The 19,528-nt window shown below is 70.8% G+C and carries 17 protein-coding genes; 10 read left to right on the plus strand and 7 right to left on the minus strand.

Annotated features, from left to right (window positions below; translation table 11 throughout):
- Positions 1-13: 13 nt before the first annotated feature.
- The gene (locus tag IPK37_10280; protein ID QQR99442.1) at positions 14-1,402 is read left to right on the plus strand and encodes a glycosyltransferase family 1 protein; all 1,389 of its coding nucleotides are present in this window, start codon (positions 14-16) and stop codon (positions 1,400-1,402) included.
- Here IPK37_10280 and IPK37_10285 read toward each other — a convergent pair.
- Complete coding sequence (locus tag IPK37_10285; protein QQR99443.1) at positions 1,399-1,794, minus strand: NUDIX domain-containing protein; 396 nt, start codon at positions 1,792-1,794, stop codon at positions 1,399-1,401. The genes IPK37_10280 and IPK37_10285 overlap by 4 nt on opposite strands.
- Before the next feature lie 460 nt (positions 1,795-2,254).
- Here IPK37_10285 and dnaK point away from each other — a divergent pair, with 460 nt between their 5' ends.
- From dnaK to IPK37_10315, 6 genes are all read left to right on the plus strand, one after another.
- Positions 2,255-4,189 (plus strand): molecular chaperone DnaK, encoded by a 1,935-nt coding sequence (gene dnaK, locus IPK37_10290; protein ID QQR99444.1) that lies wholly within the window; start codon positions 2,255-2,257, stop codon positions 4,187-4,189.
- 119 nt (positions 4,190-4,308) lie between these two features.
- Positions 4,309-5,040 (plus strand): nucleotide exchange factor GrpE, encoded by a 732-nt coding sequence (gene grpE / locus IPK37_10295; protein QQR99445.1) that lies wholly within the window; start codon positions 4,309-4,311, stop codon positions 5,038-5,040.
- A gap of 146 nt (positions 5,041-5,186) precedes the next feature.
- Positions 5,187-6,275: a DnaJ domain-containing protein gene (locus IPK37_10300; GenBank protein QQR99446.1), complete on the plus strand. Its 1,089-nt coding sequence runs from the start codon at positions 5,187-5,189 to the stop codon at positions 6,273-6,275.
- A 1-nt stretch (position 6,276) separates the two neighbouring features.
- Positions 6,277-6,798 (plus strand): helix-turn-helix transcriptional regulator, encoded by a 522-nt coding sequence (locus IPK37_10305; protein QQR99447.1) that lies wholly within the window; start codon positions 6,277-6,279, stop codon positions 6,796-6,798.
- Between the two features lie 215 nt (positions 6,799-7,013).
- Positions 7,014-7,688 (plus strand): class II aldolase/adducin family protein, encoded by a 675-nt coding sequence (locus tag IPK37_10310; GenBank protein QQR99448.1) that lies wholly within the window; start codon positions 7,014-7,016, stop codon positions 7,686-7,688.
- Between the two features lie 57 nt (positions 7,689-7,745).
- A complete protein-coding gene (locus IPK37_10315; protein QQR99449.1) occupies positions 7,746-9,431 on the plus strand; it encodes a polysaccharide biosynthesis C-terminal domain-containing protein in 1,686 nt (561 codons plus the stop codon).
- A gap of 193 nt (positions 9,432-9,624) precedes the next feature.
- Here the strand turns inward: IPK37_10315 and IPK37_10320 are convergent, their stop codons facing one another.
- Together IPK37_10320 and IPK37_10325 are read right to left on the minus strand one after the other, a co-directional pair.
- A complete protein-coding gene (locus IPK37_10320; protein QQR99450.1) occupies positions 9,625-10,602 on the minus strand; it encodes a D-glycerate dehydrogenase in 978 nt (325 codons plus the stop codon).
- The gene (locus tag IPK37_10325; protein QQR99451.1) at positions 10,599-11,795 is read right to left on the minus strand and encodes an aminotransferase class I/II-fold pyridoxal phosphate-dependent enzyme; all 1,197 of its coding nucleotides are present in this window, start codon (positions 11,793-11,795) and stop codon (positions 10,599-10,601) included. Before IPK37_10325 ends, IPK37_10320 begins: the two co-directional genes overlap by 4 nt.
- Positions 11,796-12,046: 251 nt before the next feature.
- Here IPK37_10325 and gdhA point away from each other — a divergent pair, with 251 nt between their 5' ends.
- Positions 12,047-13,390 (plus strand): NADP-specific glutamate dehydrogenase, encoded by a 1,344-nt coding sequence (gene gdhA, locus IPK37_10330; protein QQR99452.1) that lies wholly within the window; start codon positions 12,047-12,049, stop codon positions 13,388-13,390.
- Positions 13,391-13,426: 36 nt separating this feature from the next.
- Entirely contained in the window at positions 13,427-15,271 is a 1,845-nt protein-coding gene (gene sulP, locus IPK37_10335; protein QQR99453.1) for a sulfate permease, read from the plus strand.
- Between the two features lie 69 nt (positions 15,272-15,340).
- Here sulP and IPK37_10340 read toward each other — a convergent pair whose 3' ends face one another.
- The 3 genes from IPK37_10340 to IPK37_10350 form a co-directional block, all read right to left on the minus strand.
- Complete coding sequence (locus IPK37_10340; GenBank protein QQR99454.1) at positions 15,341-15,811, minus strand: polyketide cyclase; 471 nt, start codon at positions 15,809-15,811, stop codon at positions 15,341-15,343.
- On the minus strand, positions 15,804-16,595 hold the full coding sequence (locus tag IPK37_10345; GenBank protein ID QQR99455.1) for a GntR family transcriptional regulator: 792 nt from the start codon (positions 16,593-16,595) through the stop codon (positions 15,804-15,806). Before IPK37_10345 ends, IPK37_10340 begins: the two co-directional genes overlap by 8 nt.
- 102 nt (positions 16,596-16,697) lie before the next feature.
- The gene (locus tag IPK37_10350; protein QQR99456.1) at positions 16,698-17,474 is read right to left on the minus strand and encodes a carbon-nitrogen hydrolase family protein; all 777 of its coding nucleotides are present in this window, start codon (positions 17,472-17,474) and stop codon (positions 16,698-16,700) included.
- A gap of 26 nt (positions 17,475-17,500) precedes the next feature.
- On the opposite strand from IPK37_10350, the gene IPK37_10355 reads away from it, so the two are divergent.
- Positions 17,501-18,130, plus strand: coding sequence for a GntR family transcriptional regulator (locus tag IPK37_10355; protein QQR99457.1), 630 nt, complete (start codon positions 17,501-17,503; stop codon positions 18,128-18,130).
- Positions 18,131-18,153: 23 nt separating this feature from the next.
- Here the strand turns inward: IPK37_10355 and IPK37_10360 are convergent, their stop codons facing one another.
- Complete coding sequence (locus tag IPK37_10360) at positions 18,154-19,512, minus strand: MHS family MFS transporter (protein ID QQR99458.1); 1,359 nt, start codon at positions 19,510-19,512, stop codon at positions 18,154-18,156.
- Between the last annotated feature and the right edge of the window lie 16 nt (positions 19,513-19,528).

Consider the following 19,528-nt stretch of genomic DNA (forward strand, 5'->3'; position numbering starts at 1 on the left):
CCTTCCAGATGGAGTGACCCCTTACACAGAGAATCTGACACCCCCTGGACAGGCCCTCCTCATCGGCCTCGAGCCTGTCCAGCACCATCCGGACCGCACGGTCCTTGAACGATTGCGGATACTTCGCGGGCATGTTCCCATCCTCTCGATAAAGGAACGGAACGAAACCCAGGGCGGTTCAGTCACGGTCATGGCCGACGAGGTGTACGCCGACTGGATCGGCTCGTACGGCGTGGCCGTCGACCCCCACCGCCTATTCGCCGACTGGTCCTGGTCGACCGAGGCGCTCGCCTCTCCTGGTCGGGCAGATGAGGCGATTCGCGACGCCATGCAGGCGACCGCCCACCAGGCTATGCCCGCCCTCGTTCGGGCATACGAGCGCTCCGATGCCGTCATCCTGACCGGGATGCTGCTGTACGGCGGTATCGTCGTGCAGCGTCATATCCCGAAGCCGCACGCCCTCATCGCGTTCTCGCCCTTCGGCGTCGGGCTCCGTGGCGACAGCTCCTTCTATGCCCCCGAGGCAGGCCCGTCCTTGCGAAACCTCGCTGGTTCGCTGCGGGCCGGCACGAGCGTGGTGCCGTACATCATGCCGGCCGCACGCGCCGCCCTCGCCCACTACGGCGAGCCGCCGTGGCGGGCCTGGGCCACGCTGCGACACATCCCGCGGACGGCCTTCGCGGTCAGCCGCCGGGTCGCGCCGGCTTCCGGCAGACGGACCCCGGCGACGGGGTTCCTGCGGCTGGCGTCCTCCGAGGATCTTGACCCCGCCCTCCTGAGTTTTCTCGATGCCGGCACGCCACCGGTCTTCCTCGGCGCCGGCACGCTGTCGGCCGACGACATGCGCCCCCTGCTCCGCGCCCGGGTCCGGGGCGCCTTGGGCGCGGGCGCCAGGGTCGTGACCTCCACCAGCACCGGACTTGAGCCCGGTGACGTCGACGATCGTGTCCACCTCATTGACGAGGCGCCCTTCGACAAGCTGTTCCCGCGCTGCTCGCTCGTAGTGCACCACGGGGGCTCCGGCACTACGGCCACGGCCCTCGCTGCGGGCGTACCGCAACTGGTCACCCCCATCGCTACGGACCAGCCCTACTTCGCCCGGCGAATGCACGAGCTCGGCGTGGGGTTGCGACCCGTACCGTTCTTCGACCTCACCGGCGACGATGTGACGGCCGCCGTCCATGAAGCGCCACGTCTCGCCCCCGCGCAGCCGAGCTCGCCGCCCAGGAACGCGCCGACGACGGCGCCGCGACCCTCGCCGCATGGCTGGAGTCTGCGCTTTGACTTTCGCAGGCCCCCAGCATTCGACCCAGCGGGCAGCCGGTGCATGCCTCGTTGGCATGCGGATCCCTTTGGGCCACCTACGGCACAGAAGTGCTTGTCCAGTTCTCCGCTGCTCTAGGCGGAGCGCCTGGCTGCGTCCTGCAAGGCGGAGCGAGTGCCTGGATCGGCGAGGGTGAGATCGCCGATCTCCTCCGGCGTAAACCATCGCAGGTCGTCGTGCTCGTCGGGCTCCGCGTTCGTTGGCTCACCTCGCCATCGCGTTACCACGAAGGCCGTCATCGTGAGGTTCGGGTCGTTGAACCCGATGTCGACCGGTACGGCGACCTCGATCTCTACGCCGAGTTCCTCTCGGCACTCGCGCCGCACGGCCTCCTTCGCGGACTCGCCTGCCTCTACATGTCCGCCGATCAAGTCCCAACAGTCGGGATACCACCGGCGTTGCGGGTGGCGGTGGCCGAGGAGTACTCGTCCGTCGCGCACCAGCGCTGCTACGGCGATCTTGACCTCCATGCTTGCCAGCCTCCCAAGTCGACCGCGGACGTCTGGGCGAGATAGCGCAAACCTGCGACACGAACGTGAAACAACGACATGTTTATCGAGGAGCGACCCTCACCTGTGGCGCACGTCACAGTCGCCCGGGAACATTGGGCGGCCAGTCGAGGTTGAGTCAGATGTACTCAACTTCGGTGAGCGTGAGCTTGACAAGGGCCGCGACCGACCCGGAGATTGAGTCTCGACGTATCAAGTCCGGCGCAGCCGGGCGTGATGCCTCTCGTCCGGGTACGACGGCCGGCGGCCCGCTTCCTCCAGGGATGGAAGCGATCCGAGCTGGTCTGTGCGGAGGCCGTACGACGAGTGCCGACGGCACCCGGCGTACCTCCCCCGAGAGCCCCGAACGAGTGGCGTCCCGCCCATCCACCCGGGCGACCACAGACCACCCGACGTACCACAACGACCAGGAGAACCACACATGGCTCGTGCAGTAGGCATCGACCTCGGTACCACCAACTCGGCCGTCTCCGTCCTCGAGGGCAACGAGCCGACCATCATCGCGAACGCCGAGGGCGGCCGGACCACCCCGTCCGTCGTCGCGTTCTCCAAGAACGGCGAGGTGCTGGTCGGCGAGATCGCCAAGCGCCAGGCCGTCACGAACGTCGACCGGACGATCCGCTCGGTCAAGCGCCACATGGGCACGAGCTGGGCTAGCCCGGAGATCGACGGCAAGAAGTACACGGCGCAGGAGATCAGCGCCCGCGTGCTGCAGAAGCTCAAGCGCGACGCCGAGTCCTACCTGGGCGAGCCCGTCACGGACGCGGTCATCACGGTCCCGGCGTACTTCGACGACGCCGAGCGCCAGGCCACCAAGGAGGCCGGCGAGATCGCGGGCCTCAACGTGCTGCGCATCGTCAACGAGCCGACCGCGGCCGCGCTGGCCTACGGCCTCGACAAGGGCAAGGAGGACGAGCTCATCCTCGTCTTCGACCTTGGTGGCGGCACGTTCGACGTGTCCCTCCTGGAGGTCGGCAAGGACCCCGAGGACGGCTTTTCCACGATCCAGGTGCGCGCCACCCACGGTGACAACCGCCTCGGCGGCGACGACTGGGACGACCGCATCGTCAAGCACCTGCTCACCACGGTGAAGAACCAGACCGGCGTCGACCTGGCGAACGACAAGATCGCCATGCAGCGCCTCCGGGACGCCGCCGAGCAGGCCAAGAAGGAGCTGTCCTCCTCGACGAGCACGAACATCTCGCTGCAGTACCTGTCGATGTCCGAGAACGGCCCCATCCACCTGGACGAGACCCTCACCCGGGTGCAGTTCGAGCAGATGACCCAGGACCTCCTGGACCGCTGCAAGTCCCCGTTCGAGCAGGTCATCAAGGACGCCGGGATCTCGCTGTCCGACATCGACCACGTGGTCCTCGTCGGCGGTTCGACCCGCATGCCGGCTGTGACCGAGCTGGTCAAGAAGCTCACCGGTGGCAAGGAGCCCAACAAGGGCGTCAACCCGGACGAGGTCGTCGCCATCGGCGCCTCGCTGCAGGCCGGTGTCCTCAAGGGTGAGCGCAAGGACGTCCTGCTCATCGACGTCACCCCGCTCTCGCTCGGCATCGAGACCAAGGGCGGCCTGATGACCAAGCTCATCGAGCGCAACACGGCCATCCCGACCAAGCGCTCCGAGGTGTTCACCACGGCCGAGGACAACCAGCCGTCGGTGCTCATCCAGGTCTTCCAGGGCGAGCGCGAGCTGGCCAGCGCCAACAAGCCGCTCGGCACGTTCGAACTCACCGGCATCGCGCCGGCCCCGCGCGGCATCCCGCAGATCGAGGTCACCTTCGACATCGACGCGAACGGCATCGTCCACGTCTCCGCCAAGGACCGTGGCACGGGCAAGGAGCAGTCGATGACGATCTCCGGCGGCAGCGCGCTGCCGAAGGAGGAGATCGACCGGATGGTCCGCGAGGCCGAGCAGCACGCCGAGGAGGACAAGAAGCGCCGCGAGGAGGCCGAGGCCCGCAACACCGCGGAGCAGCTGGCCTACTCCACGGAGAAGTTCCTGGCCGACTCGGGCGACAAGGTGCCCGCCGAGACCAAGACCCCCGTCGAGGAGGCCCTGGCCGACCTCAAGGCCGCGCTCGCCAAAACCGGCGACGACGCCCCCAGCGTCGAGGACCTCAACGCCAAGGTGACCAAGCTCAACGAGGAGTCCCAGAAGATGGGCTCGGCGATCTACGCGGCCGCGCAGGCCGAGCAGGCGGCCGGCGACGCGGGCGCGGGCGCGGGTGCGCCCGGTGCCGGTGAGCAGGGCGGTACGGCGGGTGCCGGCCACGCCCACGGCTCCTCCGCCGGTGACGACGACGTGGTCGACGCCGAGGTCGTCGACGACGACGAGCCGAAGAAGTGAGCTGACCCGCACCACCTGGGATCGTCAGATCCCCTCCTGGCGGGGCCGTCCGCAGCAGGGCGGCCCCGCCAGGGCACACTTGAAGCGCCGCGAGCGAGTTCGGCAAGGAGACTAAGGCGATGAGCGAGAACCACACCCCGGCCCAGCAGGCGGCGGCCCGGGGCGCGTACGAGGACGTCCAGGCCAGCACCGGCGGCGAGAGCAAGGTCCCGCCGCCGCAGTCGGCCGACCCCATCCAGGGCGTGGACCCCGAGGCGAACACCGAGGCCACCCCGCCAGCCGGCGACGATTCCCCGGCGACGGCGGTGCCCACCGAGGAATCGCCGGAGCTCACCGAGGCGCCGTTGGGCGACGCTGCGCAGGCGCCGACTCCCGGAACGCAGGCCGCCGATGCCCCTGCCGCGCAGGCCGCAAGCGGCTCGGATGCCCAGCTGGCCGCCGAGCGCCTCGCCGACCTGCAGCGCCTCCAGGCCGAATACGTCAACTACAAGCGCCGCGTCGACCGCGACCGGGCCGTGGAGTCCGAGCGCGCCATCGCCGGCTTCGTCGAGGCCCTCCTGCCCGTGATGGACGAGATCCACCTCGCGCGCCTGCACGGCGACCTCGAGACGGGCCCGTTCGCCAAGATCGCGGAGAAGTTCGAGGGCGTGCTGGCCAAGTACGGCGTGCAGCGGTACGGCGAGCCCGGCGAGACCTTCGACCCGATGGTCCACGAGGCGGTCATGCACGTCCAGGCCGAGCTCGCGCCGGGGACCACCGAGATGACCGTGGTCCAAATCATGCAGCCCGGCTACCGGATCGGCGACCGCCTGGTCCGGCCCGCCATGGTCGCCGTGGCGGACCCGTCCTGAGGCGGCGCCCGGCGCTCGGCGTACGGTGTCGTGCCGGCGCCCGACGTACGGAACATTTGCCGCCCACCCGCGGTTTCACCAGCGGCGATGCCCTCAGGATGAGGGCGGCCGAGACGATCACCCCAAAGGCAGACTAAGGAGGCGAGATGGCCAGCCAGGACTGGTTCGAGAAGGACTTCTATTCCATTCTCGGCGTCCCCTCCGACGCTGACCCCAAGGAGATCAAGAAGCGCTACCGCAAGCTCGCCCGCGACCTGCACCCGGACGCCAACCCGGGGGACAGCGGCGCGGAGCAGCGGTTCAAGGAGATCGGCGAGGCCTACGCGGTGCTCTCCGATCCGGAGCAGCGCAAGCAGTACGACGCCGTGCGGGCCATGAGCCGCGGCGGCGCCCGGTTCACCGCGGGGGCCGGCGGCCCGGGCGGCGCCGCCGGATTCGAGGACGTGTTCAGCCAGTTCTTCGGGGGTGGCGCTGCCCAGGGCAACCCGCGCTACGGGCGCGGGCGGGGCGGCTTCGGCGGTACGACGTCGCAGGACGCCCCCGACCTAGAGGACCTGCTGGGCATGTTCGGCGCGGCGGGCGGCTTCGGTGGGGCTGGCGCTCCTGGCGGACCGGGCGGCGGTTTCTACCCGGGCGCCGGCGGCACGACCCAGACCGGCCCGCGGCGCGGCCCGCGCAAGGGCCGCGACCTGCACGCCACCGCAACCCTGTCGTTCAAGCAGGCCGTCAACGGCGACACCGTGACGATCAGCGGCGTCGGTGGCAAGACCATCACCGCGCGGATCCCCGCCGGCGTCAAGGACGGCGCGACGATCCGGCTGCGCGGCAAGGGCGAGCCCCCGACCGGCATCTCCAGCGAGCCCGGCGACCTGCTGCTCAAGATCACGGTACGGCCGCACGCGGTGTTCACCCGCGACGGCGACAACCTGCAGTTGGACCTTCCGGTGACGTTTGCCGAGGCGGCACTCGGCGCGACCGTCCCGGTCCCCACGCTCGACGGCAGCTCGGTCAAGGTCAAGATCGCGCCGGGGACGCCCTCAGGCCGGGTCCTGCGCGTTAAGGACCGCGGGGTGCACCGCAAGGACGGTACGTCGGGTGACCTGCTCGCCAAGGTGCAGGTGGTCGTCCCGCAGCGGCTGTCCGACGAGGCCCGCGACGCGGTGGAGGTCCTGCAGCGGCAGGACGCCGGCTACGATCCGCGCGAGGAGCTGACCCGCAAGGCCAGGACCGACTAACATGGCCGGCGAGTCCAACGGCAGGGCCCGGCGCACCGGTCCGGACGTCGCCTACGTTCGTGCGGACCACGCGCCGGAGATCGCGTTCGTACACGACGAACACGCCCCCGTGTTCGTGATCTCGGTGGCCGCCCAGCTGGCCGGGATGCACGCCCAGACGCTGCGCCAGTACGACCGCCTCGGCATCGTCACCCCCCAACGGACCCGCGGCGGGGGACGGCGGTACAGCAGCTACGACGTGACCAAGCTCCGCGAGGTGCAGAGACTCTCCCAGGAGGAGGGCGTGAGCCTCGCGGGAATCCAGCGGATCATGGCCATGGCCGACGAGATCGACCGGCTCCGTCGCCGCGTCGCCGATCTGGAGGCGGAGGCCGCCCGGGCGGCCGGCCTCCTCGGTGCTGGGCAGCGCGTGTTCGCGGCCGGCCGGCATGGCGAGGTCGTCGCCGTACGGCCTGGTCAGCGACCCCGCCGCGGGTCTAGCGCCGACTCCCAGGCGCTGATGCTCTGGCGCCCCACGCGGTAGCACGCGGCGTCGGAACCGCTACCTCGCTCGGCCCGACTGCCGTCCTTTTTCCCCGACTGGCGCCCTGCTTCTCCGACTGCCGCCCTCTTTCCCTCACTGGCGCCCTGCTTGAAGAGGGGCGCCAGTCGGGGTAATAGGGCGGCAGTGCCGAAAGTGGGGCGCCAGTGCATGGAGCGGGGCGGCAGTCGAGCAGCGGCGTGGAGGACGATGGCGCCATGATGCTGCAGGACGCGCGCGAGTTGATCACCGCCACCTGTGCCCGCCTGGGCCCGGATGGACTGATCGTCGGCACCGCCGGCAATCTCTCGATCCGCGAGGGGGAGCTGCTGGCGATCACGCCGAGCGGGCTGCCGTACGAGGACCTGCGCCCCGACCTCGTCGCCGTCGTCGACCTCGCCACCGGCGAGCAGGTCGACGGCCCGCTGCGCCCGGCCAGCGAGCTGGACCTGCACCTGGCCACGCTGCGGGCTACCGGCCAGGCGGCGGTGGTGCACACCCATTCGCCGGCCGCCACCGCAGTGGCCAGCCTCGTGGGCGTCACGGCCCTGCCGGCGGTCCACTACTACATCGCCCTCTTCGGCGGCCCCGACGTACGAGTCGCTGACTACGCGACGTACGGTTCCGCCGAACTCGCCGCCAACGTCGAGCGCGCCCTCACCGGGCCGCCGCCCCGCCGGGCCGCGCTCATGGCCAACCACGGCAGCGTGGTCGCGGGCCCGGACCTGGCGACGGCGTACACGTTGGCGCTCGAACTCGAATGGCTCTGCGAGCTCTACCTGCGGACCCGCGCCGCCGGGGAACCGCGGATCCTGCCCGACGGCGCGATCGCCGAGGTCGCCGCGAAGATCGCGGGCTACGGCCAACGGGCGCCGGGGCCCAAGGCCACGTGAGTGGGGGCGAGCGGGTCGCGTGTCGGCGACGTCCAGCCGCCCACGTACCCTGATCGGGTGACCCGCCGCCTCGCGAGCAACGCACGTCGCCAACGGAATTCGTTCCGTGGCCGCGGGCCGGCCCGGCGCGCTCCCGAGGACGAGGCCTTCGCGCAGGAGTACGCGATCCAGGAGGCGGCCGCCGAAGAGACGGTCACGGCCGCCGGGGCCGGCCCCGCGCGTGGACCTGGTCCCGGGGTGGGGCGCGCGCTGGCCGGCGGCACCGCCTGGCAGACGCTGGCGCAGCTTGTGCCGGTGGTCATCAACCTGGGCTTCACGCCGTACTTCATCGTCGGCCTCGGCCACGACCGCTACAGCATCTTTCTGCTGGTCAACACGATCACCATGCTGCTGGCGCAGTTCGACGGCGGCCTCGGCCAGGCGTCGATGCGGTTCTTCACGCTCTACGCGGGCAGCGGCGATCGGGCCGCCGCCACGCGCCTGCTGACCTCAGTCTCCGCGGTTTTCGCCGCGGGCACGACGGTGGTGTTCGGCTCGCTGTTCCTCGCCGCGCCGGCGCTGCTGCGGTTCTTCGGGGTGTCCGCGGCGTACTTCGACGAGACGACCCTGCTGCTGCGCGTCCTCGTCGTCCTCCTCGCCTTCATCCTCATCCGCAACCTCTACAACTCGCTGCTGTTCGCGCACGCCCGGTTCCGGATCACCTCGACGGCGATCATCGCCGGCTACCTCGTCTACGTCGCGGGCATGATCCTCACGATCCGCGCCGACTGGGGCCTGCGCGGCGTCGCCGCGACGTTCGTGGCGCAACAGCTCGTTGGTGCGCTGATCTCGGTGCCGGCGGGACTGCGGTACGTCGACCGGCGCGGGGTCGGCTGGATGGACCGGGCGGTGGCGCGGGAGTTCTTCGGGTACGCCTGGAAGGTGCAGATCACGGGCCTCATCGCGATGGCGAGCGCCCAGAAGGACCAGCTGGTCGCGGGCCGCATGCTGGGGGCGCAGCTGTCGGGGCCGTACGGGCAGGGCGCCAACTTCACCCAGAACCTCAAGATGATGCCGCTGAACGCCTTCGGCCCTTTGCAGGCGATGATCGGCCAACGGGTCGGCGCCGAGGGAGCGGAGGCTGCCCGCCAGACCGCGGAACGGATCCAGCGGGTGTGGGTGCGCGCGCTGGTCGGCTACGGCGCCGTCGGCCTGCCGGCCACGTATTACGGGGTGGCCACCTGGCTGCGCGACTCCTTCGGGCCCACCTCCGCGCCGGTGGCGACCGTGCTGTTCGCGGGGGCCGTCGTCGCCATGCTCGGGTCGGTCCTCAACATGTGGTGCCTCACGCTGGGCCAGCCCGGGCTCAGCCTGCGCTCGTCCCTGATCGGCCTGACCCTGAACGTCGTGCTGTCGATCGTCGGGTGGGTCACCCTCGGGATGCTGGGCGTGGTGGCGGGCACGGCGGCCGCACAGGTCGGTTCGGCGGCCTGGCTGTCCTGGGCGGCGCCGCGGAAGCTGGGCACGCCGATCGAGTGGTTCGGCCGGTCGATCCCGTGGGGCTGGGCCGCCGCGGCGGCGGCGGTGACGCTCGGCCTCGAGATGCTCGTGCACAGTCACCTGCCGCGCGGCGCGGCGGGGCTGCTCGCGTGCGGGCTCCTGGCCGCGCCCGGCTTCCTGGGTTACCTCGTCGCGGTCTTCGGCGTCGCCCAGCTCCGCGAGGCGGCGCGCCGCGTCCCCGGCGTACGGCGTCTCGTGCGTTGACCCACGGGTCCGAGCCCGCCCGCCACCGCCCATGACCGTTCGTGACCTGCGCAAAGGGTGCCATGGCACCAAACGCGCAGGTCACGAACGGTCGTTGCTCGGCCGATGGCCAGGTGCGGCCGACCGCTAGTGCGGCAGTGGTCACGTGCGGCCGGGTGGTTACGTGCGGCCGCTGGTCCGTGCGGCCGGTTTCTTACAGGCGGGTCTTCTTCGTCACCGGGGTGACCGCCTCGCCGCCGTCCAGCAGCGCGAGGACGTTCTGCGCCGCCAGGTCGGCCATCGCCGTGCGGGTCTCGGTCGTCGCCGAGCCCAGGTGCGGCAGGAGGACGACGTTCTCGCACTCCAGCAGCCCGGGGTGGACTGCCGGCTCGTTCTCGAACACGTCGAGCCCCGCGCCGGCGATCTCGCCGCTCTTCAGCGCATCGACCAGCGCCGCCTCGTCGACGACGGGACCGCGGGCGCTGTTCACGACGTACGCCGTGCGCTTCATCTTCCTCAGCGACTCGGCGTTGATGAGGTGCTTGGTCGAGTCCATCAGCGGGCAGTGCAGCGACACGACGTCGGCCGTGGCCAGCAGCTCGTCGACGGACACCTTCCGGGCCCCGCCGAGCGCCGCCGCCGTCGCCGCGTCGAGCTCGAACTCGTCGCTGTAGACGACGTCCATCCCGAAGGCCACACACCGGCGGGCCATCGCCTGGCCGATCTGGCCCATCCCCACGATGCCCACGGTCTTGCCCTGCAGCCCCATGCCGAGCAGGTAGAACATGCCCCACTGCCACGGCGTGCCGGAGCGGATGATGCGCTCGCCCTCGCCGAACCGGCGGGTCGCCATGAGCATCAGCCCGAACGCGGTGTCCGCGGTGGTCTCGGTGAGCACCTTGGGGGTGTTCGTGGCCACCACGCCGTGGGCGTCGCAGGCCGGCACGTCGATGTTGTTGAAGCCGACCGCGACGTTGGCCACGACCTTGAGCTGGTCACCGGCGGCGGCGAGGAACTCCTCGTCGACCTTCTCGGTCAGCAGCGTCACCACGGCGTCCGCGCCGGCGATGCGGCGCAGCAGCTCGTCACGGGTGATGGTCTCCTCGGAGTCGTGGTAGTCGACGTCGTGGCGGGCTTGGAGCGCCTCGACGGCGGAGGCGGGGATGCGGTTGGCGATGACGATGCGGCTCACTTGCTCTCCACCCATTCCTTGAGCTTGCCCAGGCCCTCGGCGATCCGCTCGGCGGAGATGCCGGAGTAGGCGATGCGGATGAACTTGCGGTCCTCGCCCGGCAGCGGCCGGCCGAAGTGGTTGCGCGTGCAGAACGAGCAGCCGGCATGGTGCAGGGCGCCCTCGGCGAACGCGGCGAGGTCGTCGATGCCGACCCGCGCCATGGTCTCGGTCACGTCCGGGAACAGATAGAACGTCGACTCCGGCTTGGCCAGCTTCACGCCGGGGATGGCGGTCAAGGCGTCGTACGCCGCGTCCCGGCGCCCCTTGAGGACCTCGAGGATCCTCTTGACCTCGCCCTGGTCCTCGGTGAGCCCGGCGACGCCGCCGTACTGCACGAAGTGCGTGGTGCACGACTCGTTGTTGGTGTTCATGGTGGACATGTACTTGGCCACCTCAGCCGGCGCGATCGCGGCGCCGAGGCGCCAGCCCGTCATCGCGAACTTCTTGGAGAACGTGTAGAGGATGACCGTGCGGTCCTTCATGCCGTCCAGGGACGCGATGGACTTGCTGGTGCCGGAGTAACGGGTCTCGAAGTACGCCTCGTCGGAGAGCACCCACAGGTCGTGCTCCTGGGCGAACTTCGCGACCTCCTCGCGCTCGGCGTCGGTGGACTCGGCGCTGATGGGGTTCTGCAGGTCGTTGTAGATGATCGCCTTGGTCTTGGGCGTCACCTGCGCGCGGATCCGGTCGAAGTCGAGGCGGAAGCCGGTCTCGGTGGGGACGTAGCCGTAGGGCAGTCCGACGCCGCCCAGGTATTCGATCTGGCTCTCGTAGATCGGGAAGCCCGGGTTGGGGAAGAGCACCTCGTCGCCGGGATCCATGACGGCCTGGAGGAACTTGGTGATGACCGGCTTGCCGCCGGGCTGGACGATGACGTTGTCGGGGCCGTAGTCGGTGCCGCGCAAGCCGTTGATGTCGGCCGCCAGCGCCTCGCGCAGCTGCGGGATGCCGGGCCCGGGGCAGTAGCCCGTCTTGCCGTCGGCGATGGCCTTGGTCATGGCCTCGACGATGTTCGCGGGGGTGGCGAGGTCGATGTCGCCCAGGTGGAAGGGGTAGACGGTGTTGCCGCGGGCGGCCCAGCCGGCCGCCGTCGCGGAGACCGCGAAGGCGGTCTCGGTTCCGAGGTTCTGCAGCCGCTTCGCAAGCGCCATGTCGGGGCTCCTTTCGCCAAAGTCAGCTTAACTTGTCCCTCTTTAGAGCGCAGCGGTTTTGGTCGGCTCGGACCGGCCATCGCCGAACGGTCGCCGGGGCGCGTCCCGACGTCGCAGGCCAGCCGCGTCGAGGTGCTCGCGCGCCGAACGATTCGCCCCGTTGTGGCCGAAGCTACGAGCCGCGTGCGCATCGCGCAGCCGATTCCAGGCAATAGGTTGGACAAATACACCTGTTCACCGGAGAGGCCGAGATGACCGACCTACACCCCCAGCTCCAGCCCGTCTACGAGACCGTCCTGCGACGCAATGGCGGGGAGTCCGAGTTCCATCAGGCCGTCCTCGAGGTGCTGGAGAGCCTGAACCCGGTCGTGGACAAGCGCCCCGAATACGTGCAGGCGTCGATCATCGAGCGCATCTGCGAGCCGGAGCGCCAGATCATCTTTCGGGTGCCCTGGATCGACGACACGGGCCACGTGCAGATCAACCGCGGCTTCCGCGTCGAGTTCAACTCGGCGCTCGGGCCCTACAAGGGCGGCCTGCGCTTCCACCCCAGCGTCTACCTCGGGATCATCAAGTTCCTGGGCTTCGAGCAGATCTTCAAGAACGCCCTCACCGGGCTGCCCATCGGCGGCGGCAAGGGCGGCTCGGACTTCGACCCCAAGGGCAAGTCGGACGGCGAGATCATGCGGTTCTGCCAGTCCTTCATGACCGAGCTCTACCGTCACCTCGGTGAATACACCGACGTGCCCGCCGGCGACATCGGCGTCGGCGGCCGCGAGATCGGCTACCTGTTCGGCCAGTACAAGCGCATCACCAACCGCTACGAGGCCGGCGTCATCACGGGCAAGGGCCTGACCTGGGGCGGCTCGCAAGTGCGCAAGGAAGCCACCGGCTACGGGCTGGTCTACTTCGCCGACGAGATGCTGCGCGCCGACCACACCGACTGGGACGGCAAGCGCGTGGTCGTCTCCGGCTCGGGCAACGTCGCGATCTACGCCGCCGAAAAGGTCATCGAGCTGGGCGGCACCGTCGTGGCCATGTCCGATTCCGGCGGCTACATCGTCGACGACGCCGGGGTCGACCTCGAACTCATGAAGGAGGTCAAGGAGGTCCGCCGCGGCCGGATCAGCGACTACGCCGAGGAACGGGGGGTCACGTACGTCGCGGGCGGCGAGGTCTGGAGCGTTCCCTGCCAGGTGGCCCTGCCCTGCGCCACCCAGAACGAGCTGGGCGACTCGGGCGCGCGCGAGCTCATCAAGAACGACTGCCGCATCGTGGCGGAGGGCGCCAACATGCCGACCACGCCGTCGGCGACCCGGTTGCTGCGCGAGGCCGGGGTCAAGTTCGCCCCGGGCAAGGCGGCCAATGCCGGTGGCGTGGCCACCTCCGCCCTGGAGATGCAGCAGAACGCGTCTCGCGACAGCTGGTCGTTCGAATACGCGGACAACCGGCTGAAGGAGATCATGCAGAACATCTTCGGGTCCTGCATGATGACCGCCGAGGAATACGGCATGCCGGGCGACTACATCGCCGGGGCCAACATCGCGGGCTTCACGCAGGTCGCGGACGCCATGCTCGCGTTCGGCGTGATCTAGCGCCGGCGCGGTTCGCCCCGGCGTACCGTCGAACGTATGGGCTGGCGGGAGGCGGTTCGCCGAGGTTCCCACGCGGGGAGGCCGCGGTCGCATCACCACGTCCCGGATCGGCGGCGCCCGGTCGAGCGCTACCTGCCCGGGTACGTCGTGCTGCGGCGCTACGACCGCCGCTGGCTGCGCGGCGACCTCCTCGCGGGCATCACGGTGGCCGCCTACCTGATCCCGCAGGTGATGGCGTACGCCGAGGTGGCGGGGCTGCCCGCGGTCATGGGGCTGTGGGCCTGCCTCGGCCCGCTGGTGGTCTATGCCTTCGCGGGCACCTCGCGGCAGCTGTCGGTCGGCCCGGAGTCCACCACCGCCCTGATGACGGCCGTGGCCTTGGCGGGCGTTGCCGGGGCACTCGGGGGCGACCGCCGTGCCGACGTGGCGGCCACCCTGGCCCTCCTGGTGGGGCTCTTCTGCGTGCTCGGGGGGCTCGGGAGGCTGGGCTTCCTGGCCGGGCTGCTGTCCCGGCCGGTGCTGGTCGGCTACATGGCGGGGATCGCGGTCCTCATGATCGCGAGCCAGTTGGGCAAGATCACGGGTCGCAAGATCGCCGCCGACGGGGCGCTGGGCCAGGTCGCCGACGCCGCCAGCCACCTCGACCAGATCCACGTCCCGACGCTGGTCATGGCCATCATGTCGGTGGTGGCGCTGTTGCTCCTGCGCCGCTTCGTCCCCCTGGCGCCGGGGCCGCTGGTCGTGATGCTCGCCTGCGCGGCCGCCGTGGCCTGGACCCCGCTGCGCGAGGCGGGGCTGCGGACCGTCGGCGCCGTACCGGCCGGCCTGCCCGCGCCGCGCCTGCCCGACCTGACGGGGATCTCGGTCGGTCAGCTCGTGCCCGCGGCGCTCGGGCTGGCGATCGTCGGCTACAGCGACAACGTCCTCACCGGGCGGGCGCTCGCCGAGCGCCGCAAGGAGCGCATCGACGCCAACACCGAGTTCACGGCCCTCGGGCTGGCCAACATCGCCGCCGGCCTGACCCACGGCTTCCCCGTCAGCAGCTCCGGCAGCCGTGCGGTGCTCGGCGACTCGATGGGCAGCCGCACCCAGCTGTACTCCCTCGTCGCCGTCGTCGGGATCGTGCTGACGATGTACGTCGGCGGGCCGGTCCTCGCGGCGTTCCCGACGGCGGCGCTCGGTGCCGTGGTGGTTTACGCGGCGCTGCGCCTCATCGACGTGCCCGAGTTGCGCCGGCTGTGGCGCTTCCGGCTCAGCGAGCTGTGGCTCGCCGTTGCCACGGGCGCCGGGGTCGTCGTCTTCGACGTGCTCACCGGGATCGGCATCGCGATCGTGCTGTCCGTGATCGATTTGCTGCGTCGCATCGGCGACCCGCACGACGGGGTGCTCGGCTACGTCCCGGGCCGCGCCGGGATGCACGACATCGACGACTACCCGACGGCCCAGCAGATCCAGGGGCTGATCGTCTACCGCTACGACAGCCCGCTATTCTTCGCCAATGCCGACAACTTCCGGCGCCGGGCGCTGGAGGCGCTCGACGAGGGCGTCGGCGAGCCCGAGTGGTTCGTCCTCAACGCGGAGGCCATCAACGAGATCGATCTCACCGCGCTCGACGCGCTGGAGAGCCTGCGGGCGGCGCTCGCGGAGCGCTGGGTCACGTTCGCGATGGCCCGCGTCAAGCACGAGCTGGCCGACGACCTGGCCAAGGCGGGATTCACGGACCGGGTGGGGGAGCAGTACGTCTTCGCCACGCTGCCGAGCGCCGTGCACGCCTACGTCGCGTATTTCACGGCGCGGCACGGCGCTCCGCCGCCGGGGCTGCCGGACCCGCTGCCCCCGATCCACCCCGAGGTTACGCAGGGGCCGGGTCCGGGCCAGTGAGGCCGGCGGCGCGGCTTGCCTTCCTGGCCCGGCCGGCTCGCCCGCTGCCCCGGCTCCTGCGTTCAGCCCCTACGAGGCGACGGCCTCGGCGAGCCGGGCCAACGAGGACTCCAGCTGCTCGGCCGACAGCACCGGGAACGACAGGGTCTTGAGAATGCCCTTGTCGGTGACCTTGCTCCAGTCATAGGTCAGCGTCACCTCGGTGGCGTCCGCGCCCTGGGCCGCCAGCTCGTAGACGAACTCCCAGCCGCCGGGTGCGCCGTCGTTGTAGCCCACCATGCCGGGCATCCAGGCGAGGAGCTTGTTCTCGGCGTACCCCGTGACCCGGTTGTCCATCTGGTAGTCGTTGAACCGCTCGTTGTGCATGTTCATCCGGAACACCTGGCCGTTGGCGGTGATCCGGTCGGTCTTCTCGTCGGAGACGATCATTCCGGTGCCGTCGATGAGCGCGTGGTTCTGCGGGTCGGAGAGCACCCGGAAGATGTCCTTGGCGGGGGCGTCGATGACGCGGCTGACGGTGATCTTCTGGTCATCACTCATGCGGGCCAGTCTTGCGGACCGCGGGATCCCGCGCCACGTCGCGATGGCCGGCCTTGGCGCCGTGCGCCTTGCGGTGCGGCTCGGCCAGTACGCGGTCGCGGGCGGCCAGCACGTGCCGCCGTACGGCGTCCTGCGCCTCCTCCCGGGAGCCGTCCGCGAACGCGCGCGTGATGCGGTCGTGCTCGGCCACGGTGCGGTCCGCCTCGGCGGGTTGGAGGGTGGCCAGCCGGGTCATCCGCAGCGGCGACGTCGCCAGCCGCCCGGTCATGTCCCGCAGGTAGCGGTTGTCGCAGTGCTCGCCGAGCACCCGGTGGAAGGCCATGTCCGCCTCCATGCACCGTCGGATCAGTACCGCCCGCGCGCCCGGCGCCGCGACCTGCGCCTCCGCGGACAGCGCGAGGCCACGTACCAGCTCGGCATGGGTCAGTGCGGCGAGGGTGAGCGCCGGGACGACGTGCTCGCGGTGGGCGTAGGCCCGCTTGGCGGCAGCGACCTCGACGAGGACGCGGGCGTCGAAGTACTCCCTGACCTGGCCGGGGTCCATCGGCGAGACCACCCGATAGCCGCGCATCGCGGACCGCTCGATCAGCGAGGTGCCCTCCAGTCGGGCCAAGGCCTCCCGGACCGGCGTCTGGGAGACCCCCAGGCGCATGGCCAGCGAATCGATGCCGACGGGTCGCCCGGGCGCGATCTCCCCGCCGAGCAACATCGCGAGCACCGCGTCGTACACCTCGTCCTGCAGCGCACGGCGAATCACCGGCGTGGCAGGGGAGCGCGCGGACATGCCCGCCATCGTGGGGGGAAGCCTCGCCCCCGCACAAGGGGGCATCCATCCCTGGGCCTGGCAGCCGCGAGGATCGGCGAGAATCGCCGGTTACGGGCCCGCCTAGAGAATCGGCACCCGCGCCCGGATCGGCGCGACCGTCCCGAGGTCGGCCTCGGCGAGGAGCAGCCCCTCCTCGTGGCCCAGCCGCCCGCAGACGCGCCCCAGGGGGTCGGCCAGCACGGACCGGCCGATGCCGAGCGGGTCGGCGCCCTGCGGCGGACGCCAGGCCATCCCACAGGCGAGCAGGTAGGCCTGCGCGTCCATGGCGCGGGCCCGGGTCAGCAGGTCCCACTGCTCGGCCTTGCCCGGCCCGTCGCCCCAGGAAGCGGGCACCAGGATCAGCTCGGCGCCGGCCCGGCCCAGCTCCGTGAACTGCCCGGCGAACCTGAGGTCGTAGCACGTCGCCAGGCCCACCCGGGCGCCGGCGACGGTGGTGGTCACCAGCTGGTCGCCCGGGGCGACGGTGTCGGATTCCCGGCTGCCGAACGCGTCGTACAGGTGGATCTTGGCGTAGCTCACCTCGCCGTCCGGGCCGGTCAGCAGCAGCGTGTTGTGGACCCGGCCACCCGGGGCGGGGGTGAACATGCCGACGACCAGGGCGATCCCGAGCCGGCCCGCGGCGGCCCGCACGCCGCTCGCGAACGGGCCGTCGAGCGGCTGGGCCACCGACGCCAGCGCGGTGCCGAAGCACGCCATGCTCGCCTCGGGGAAGACGACGATCTGGGCCCCGGCGCCGGCGGCGCGTTCGGCGGCCGCGACGATCGTGCGCAGATTCGTCTCGGGGTCCTCGGTGGCGGCAATCTGTGCAGCGGCGAGGCGCAGGTGGGGTGAATTCATGGCCGATCTCCTGTAATACAAGGGGTATGCCGAACGTGCCCAGCGGACGCGACCGGGCGTACGAATACTTGCGCGCCGAGCTGTTGTCCGACCCCGACCTGCCCGGCACGTTCATCAACGAACAGCACGTGGCGGAGGCGGTCGGGGTCTCCCGCACGCCCGTGCGCGAGGCGCTGCTCATGCTCTCGGCGCAACACCTGGTGCAGCTCGTGCCGCACCGCGGGGCCTTCGTGCCGACCCTGACGGGGGCGCAGGCCAGTCAGGTCTTCGCGGCGCGCGAGATGATCGAGCAGTGGTGTGCCCGCGCGGCGATCGCGCGGGGCCGGGCCCCGGTGGCCAAGATGCGCGCGGCAGTGGAGATCCAGCGCGGGCTCAGCGGCGACGCCAAGGCATTCATCGAGGCCGACCGGGACTTCCACGCCCTGCTGATCGCCTCGGCGGGCAACGACGTCGTGGACGACATGTACGAGGGGCTGCGCGTCCGGCACGTCCTGATCGGGGTCACGGCGGTACGCCGACCGGGCGCGCGACTCGAGGACGTCCTGGCGGAGCACGTGGCGATCGTGGACGGCCTGGAGGCCGGCGACCCGGCGCTGGTGGACGCGGCCATCTCGGCCCACCTGGAGGCGACCCGGCGCCGGCTCGTCGGCAGCTGAGGGGATCATCGGCATCCCGGCGGTCAGCCCCGACGTTCGGCGGCCGCCGGCGCGTGATCCTCCAGCACCAGGTCGGCGTCGTCCACGACGGCCCGGCCCATGGCGAGGCCGATCAGGGTGATCGCGCAGGCCGCGGCCACCCACACGCCGATGAGCCAGCTGTTCTTCCAGTCCTTGTCGAACAGCGCGAACATCGTCGGGGCGAGGCCGCCCGCGAAGATGCCGGCGAAGGTGTAGGCCAGCGAGCTGCCGGTGTAGCGCAGCCGGGCGTGGAACTGCTCGGCGATGTGGGCCGCCTGGGGGGCATACATGAAGCAGTGCAGCAGCAGGCCGACGATGACGCCGGCGAAGGCCAGGGCGAAGTTGCGGGTCTGCAGCATGCCGAGGAACACGAAGATCCAGATCCCGCCGAGGATCGCCGCGACGGCGTACAGCTTCTTGCGTTCGATCCGGTCCGAGACCCACCCGGCGAACGGCATGCAGAAGATCTGCAGGAACGCAGCGCTCATCGTGCAGGTGATCGCCTGGGCGTAGGTGAGCTTGTTGGGCCCGGACTGCAGCCAGGTGATGACGTAGACGGCGAAGAAGGCGTAGAGCACGTCGGGACCGAAGCGCACCAGGATGGCGCCGATCAGCGCCCGCAGCTGGGTCCGGAAGACCTCGGTGACCGGGGCCTTCGGGGCCTCGCCCTGCTCGGCGAGGCGCTGGAAGACCGGGGTCTCCTCGAGCTTGTGCCGGATGTAGAGCCCGAAGCCGACGAGCACGAGGGAGAGCCCGAACGCGAGCCGCCAGCCCCAGGACACGAACGTCTCGGTGCTCATGGTGGCCGTCATGATCAGGACGAGCCCGTTGGCCAGGAAGCTGCCCAGGGGCACGCCGGTCTGCGCGGCGGAGGCCCAGAGCCCGCGCGTCCCGGGGCGGGCGAACTCGCTGGACAGCAGCACCGCGCCGCCCCACTCGCCGCCGACGCCCACGCCCTGCAGGAAGCGCATGGTGACCAGGAGGATGGGCGCCCAGAGGCCGACGCTGCCGTACGTCGGCAGGACGCCGATCGCTGCCGTGGCGAGGCCGATGAGCAGCAGGGTCCAGACCAGGACCCGCTTGCGGCCGATCACGTCGCCGAGGCGGCCGAAGAAGACGCCACCGACGGGGCGGGCCAGGTAGCCGGCGCCGTAGATCATGAACGCCTTGACGGTGTCCATCGCGGGGTCGTCGCCCGCGAAGAAGAGCTTGTTGAAGACGGTTCCGGTGACGGCCCCGAAGAGCGCGAAGTCGTACCACTCCAGCGCGGTTCCGGACAGGCTGGCGGCGAAGGCCTTGTGCAGGGCCCGGCGCTCCGTGGGCGTGTGGGCCCGGTGCGCGGAGGTCTGTGTGGAGGTCACGAAGCGCTCCCCTTTC

Source organism: Austwickia sp., from assembly GCA_016699675.1.
In the GTDB taxonomy this organism is placed as follows: Bacteria; Actinomycetota; Actinomycetes; order Actinomycetales; family Dermatophilaceae; genus Austwickia.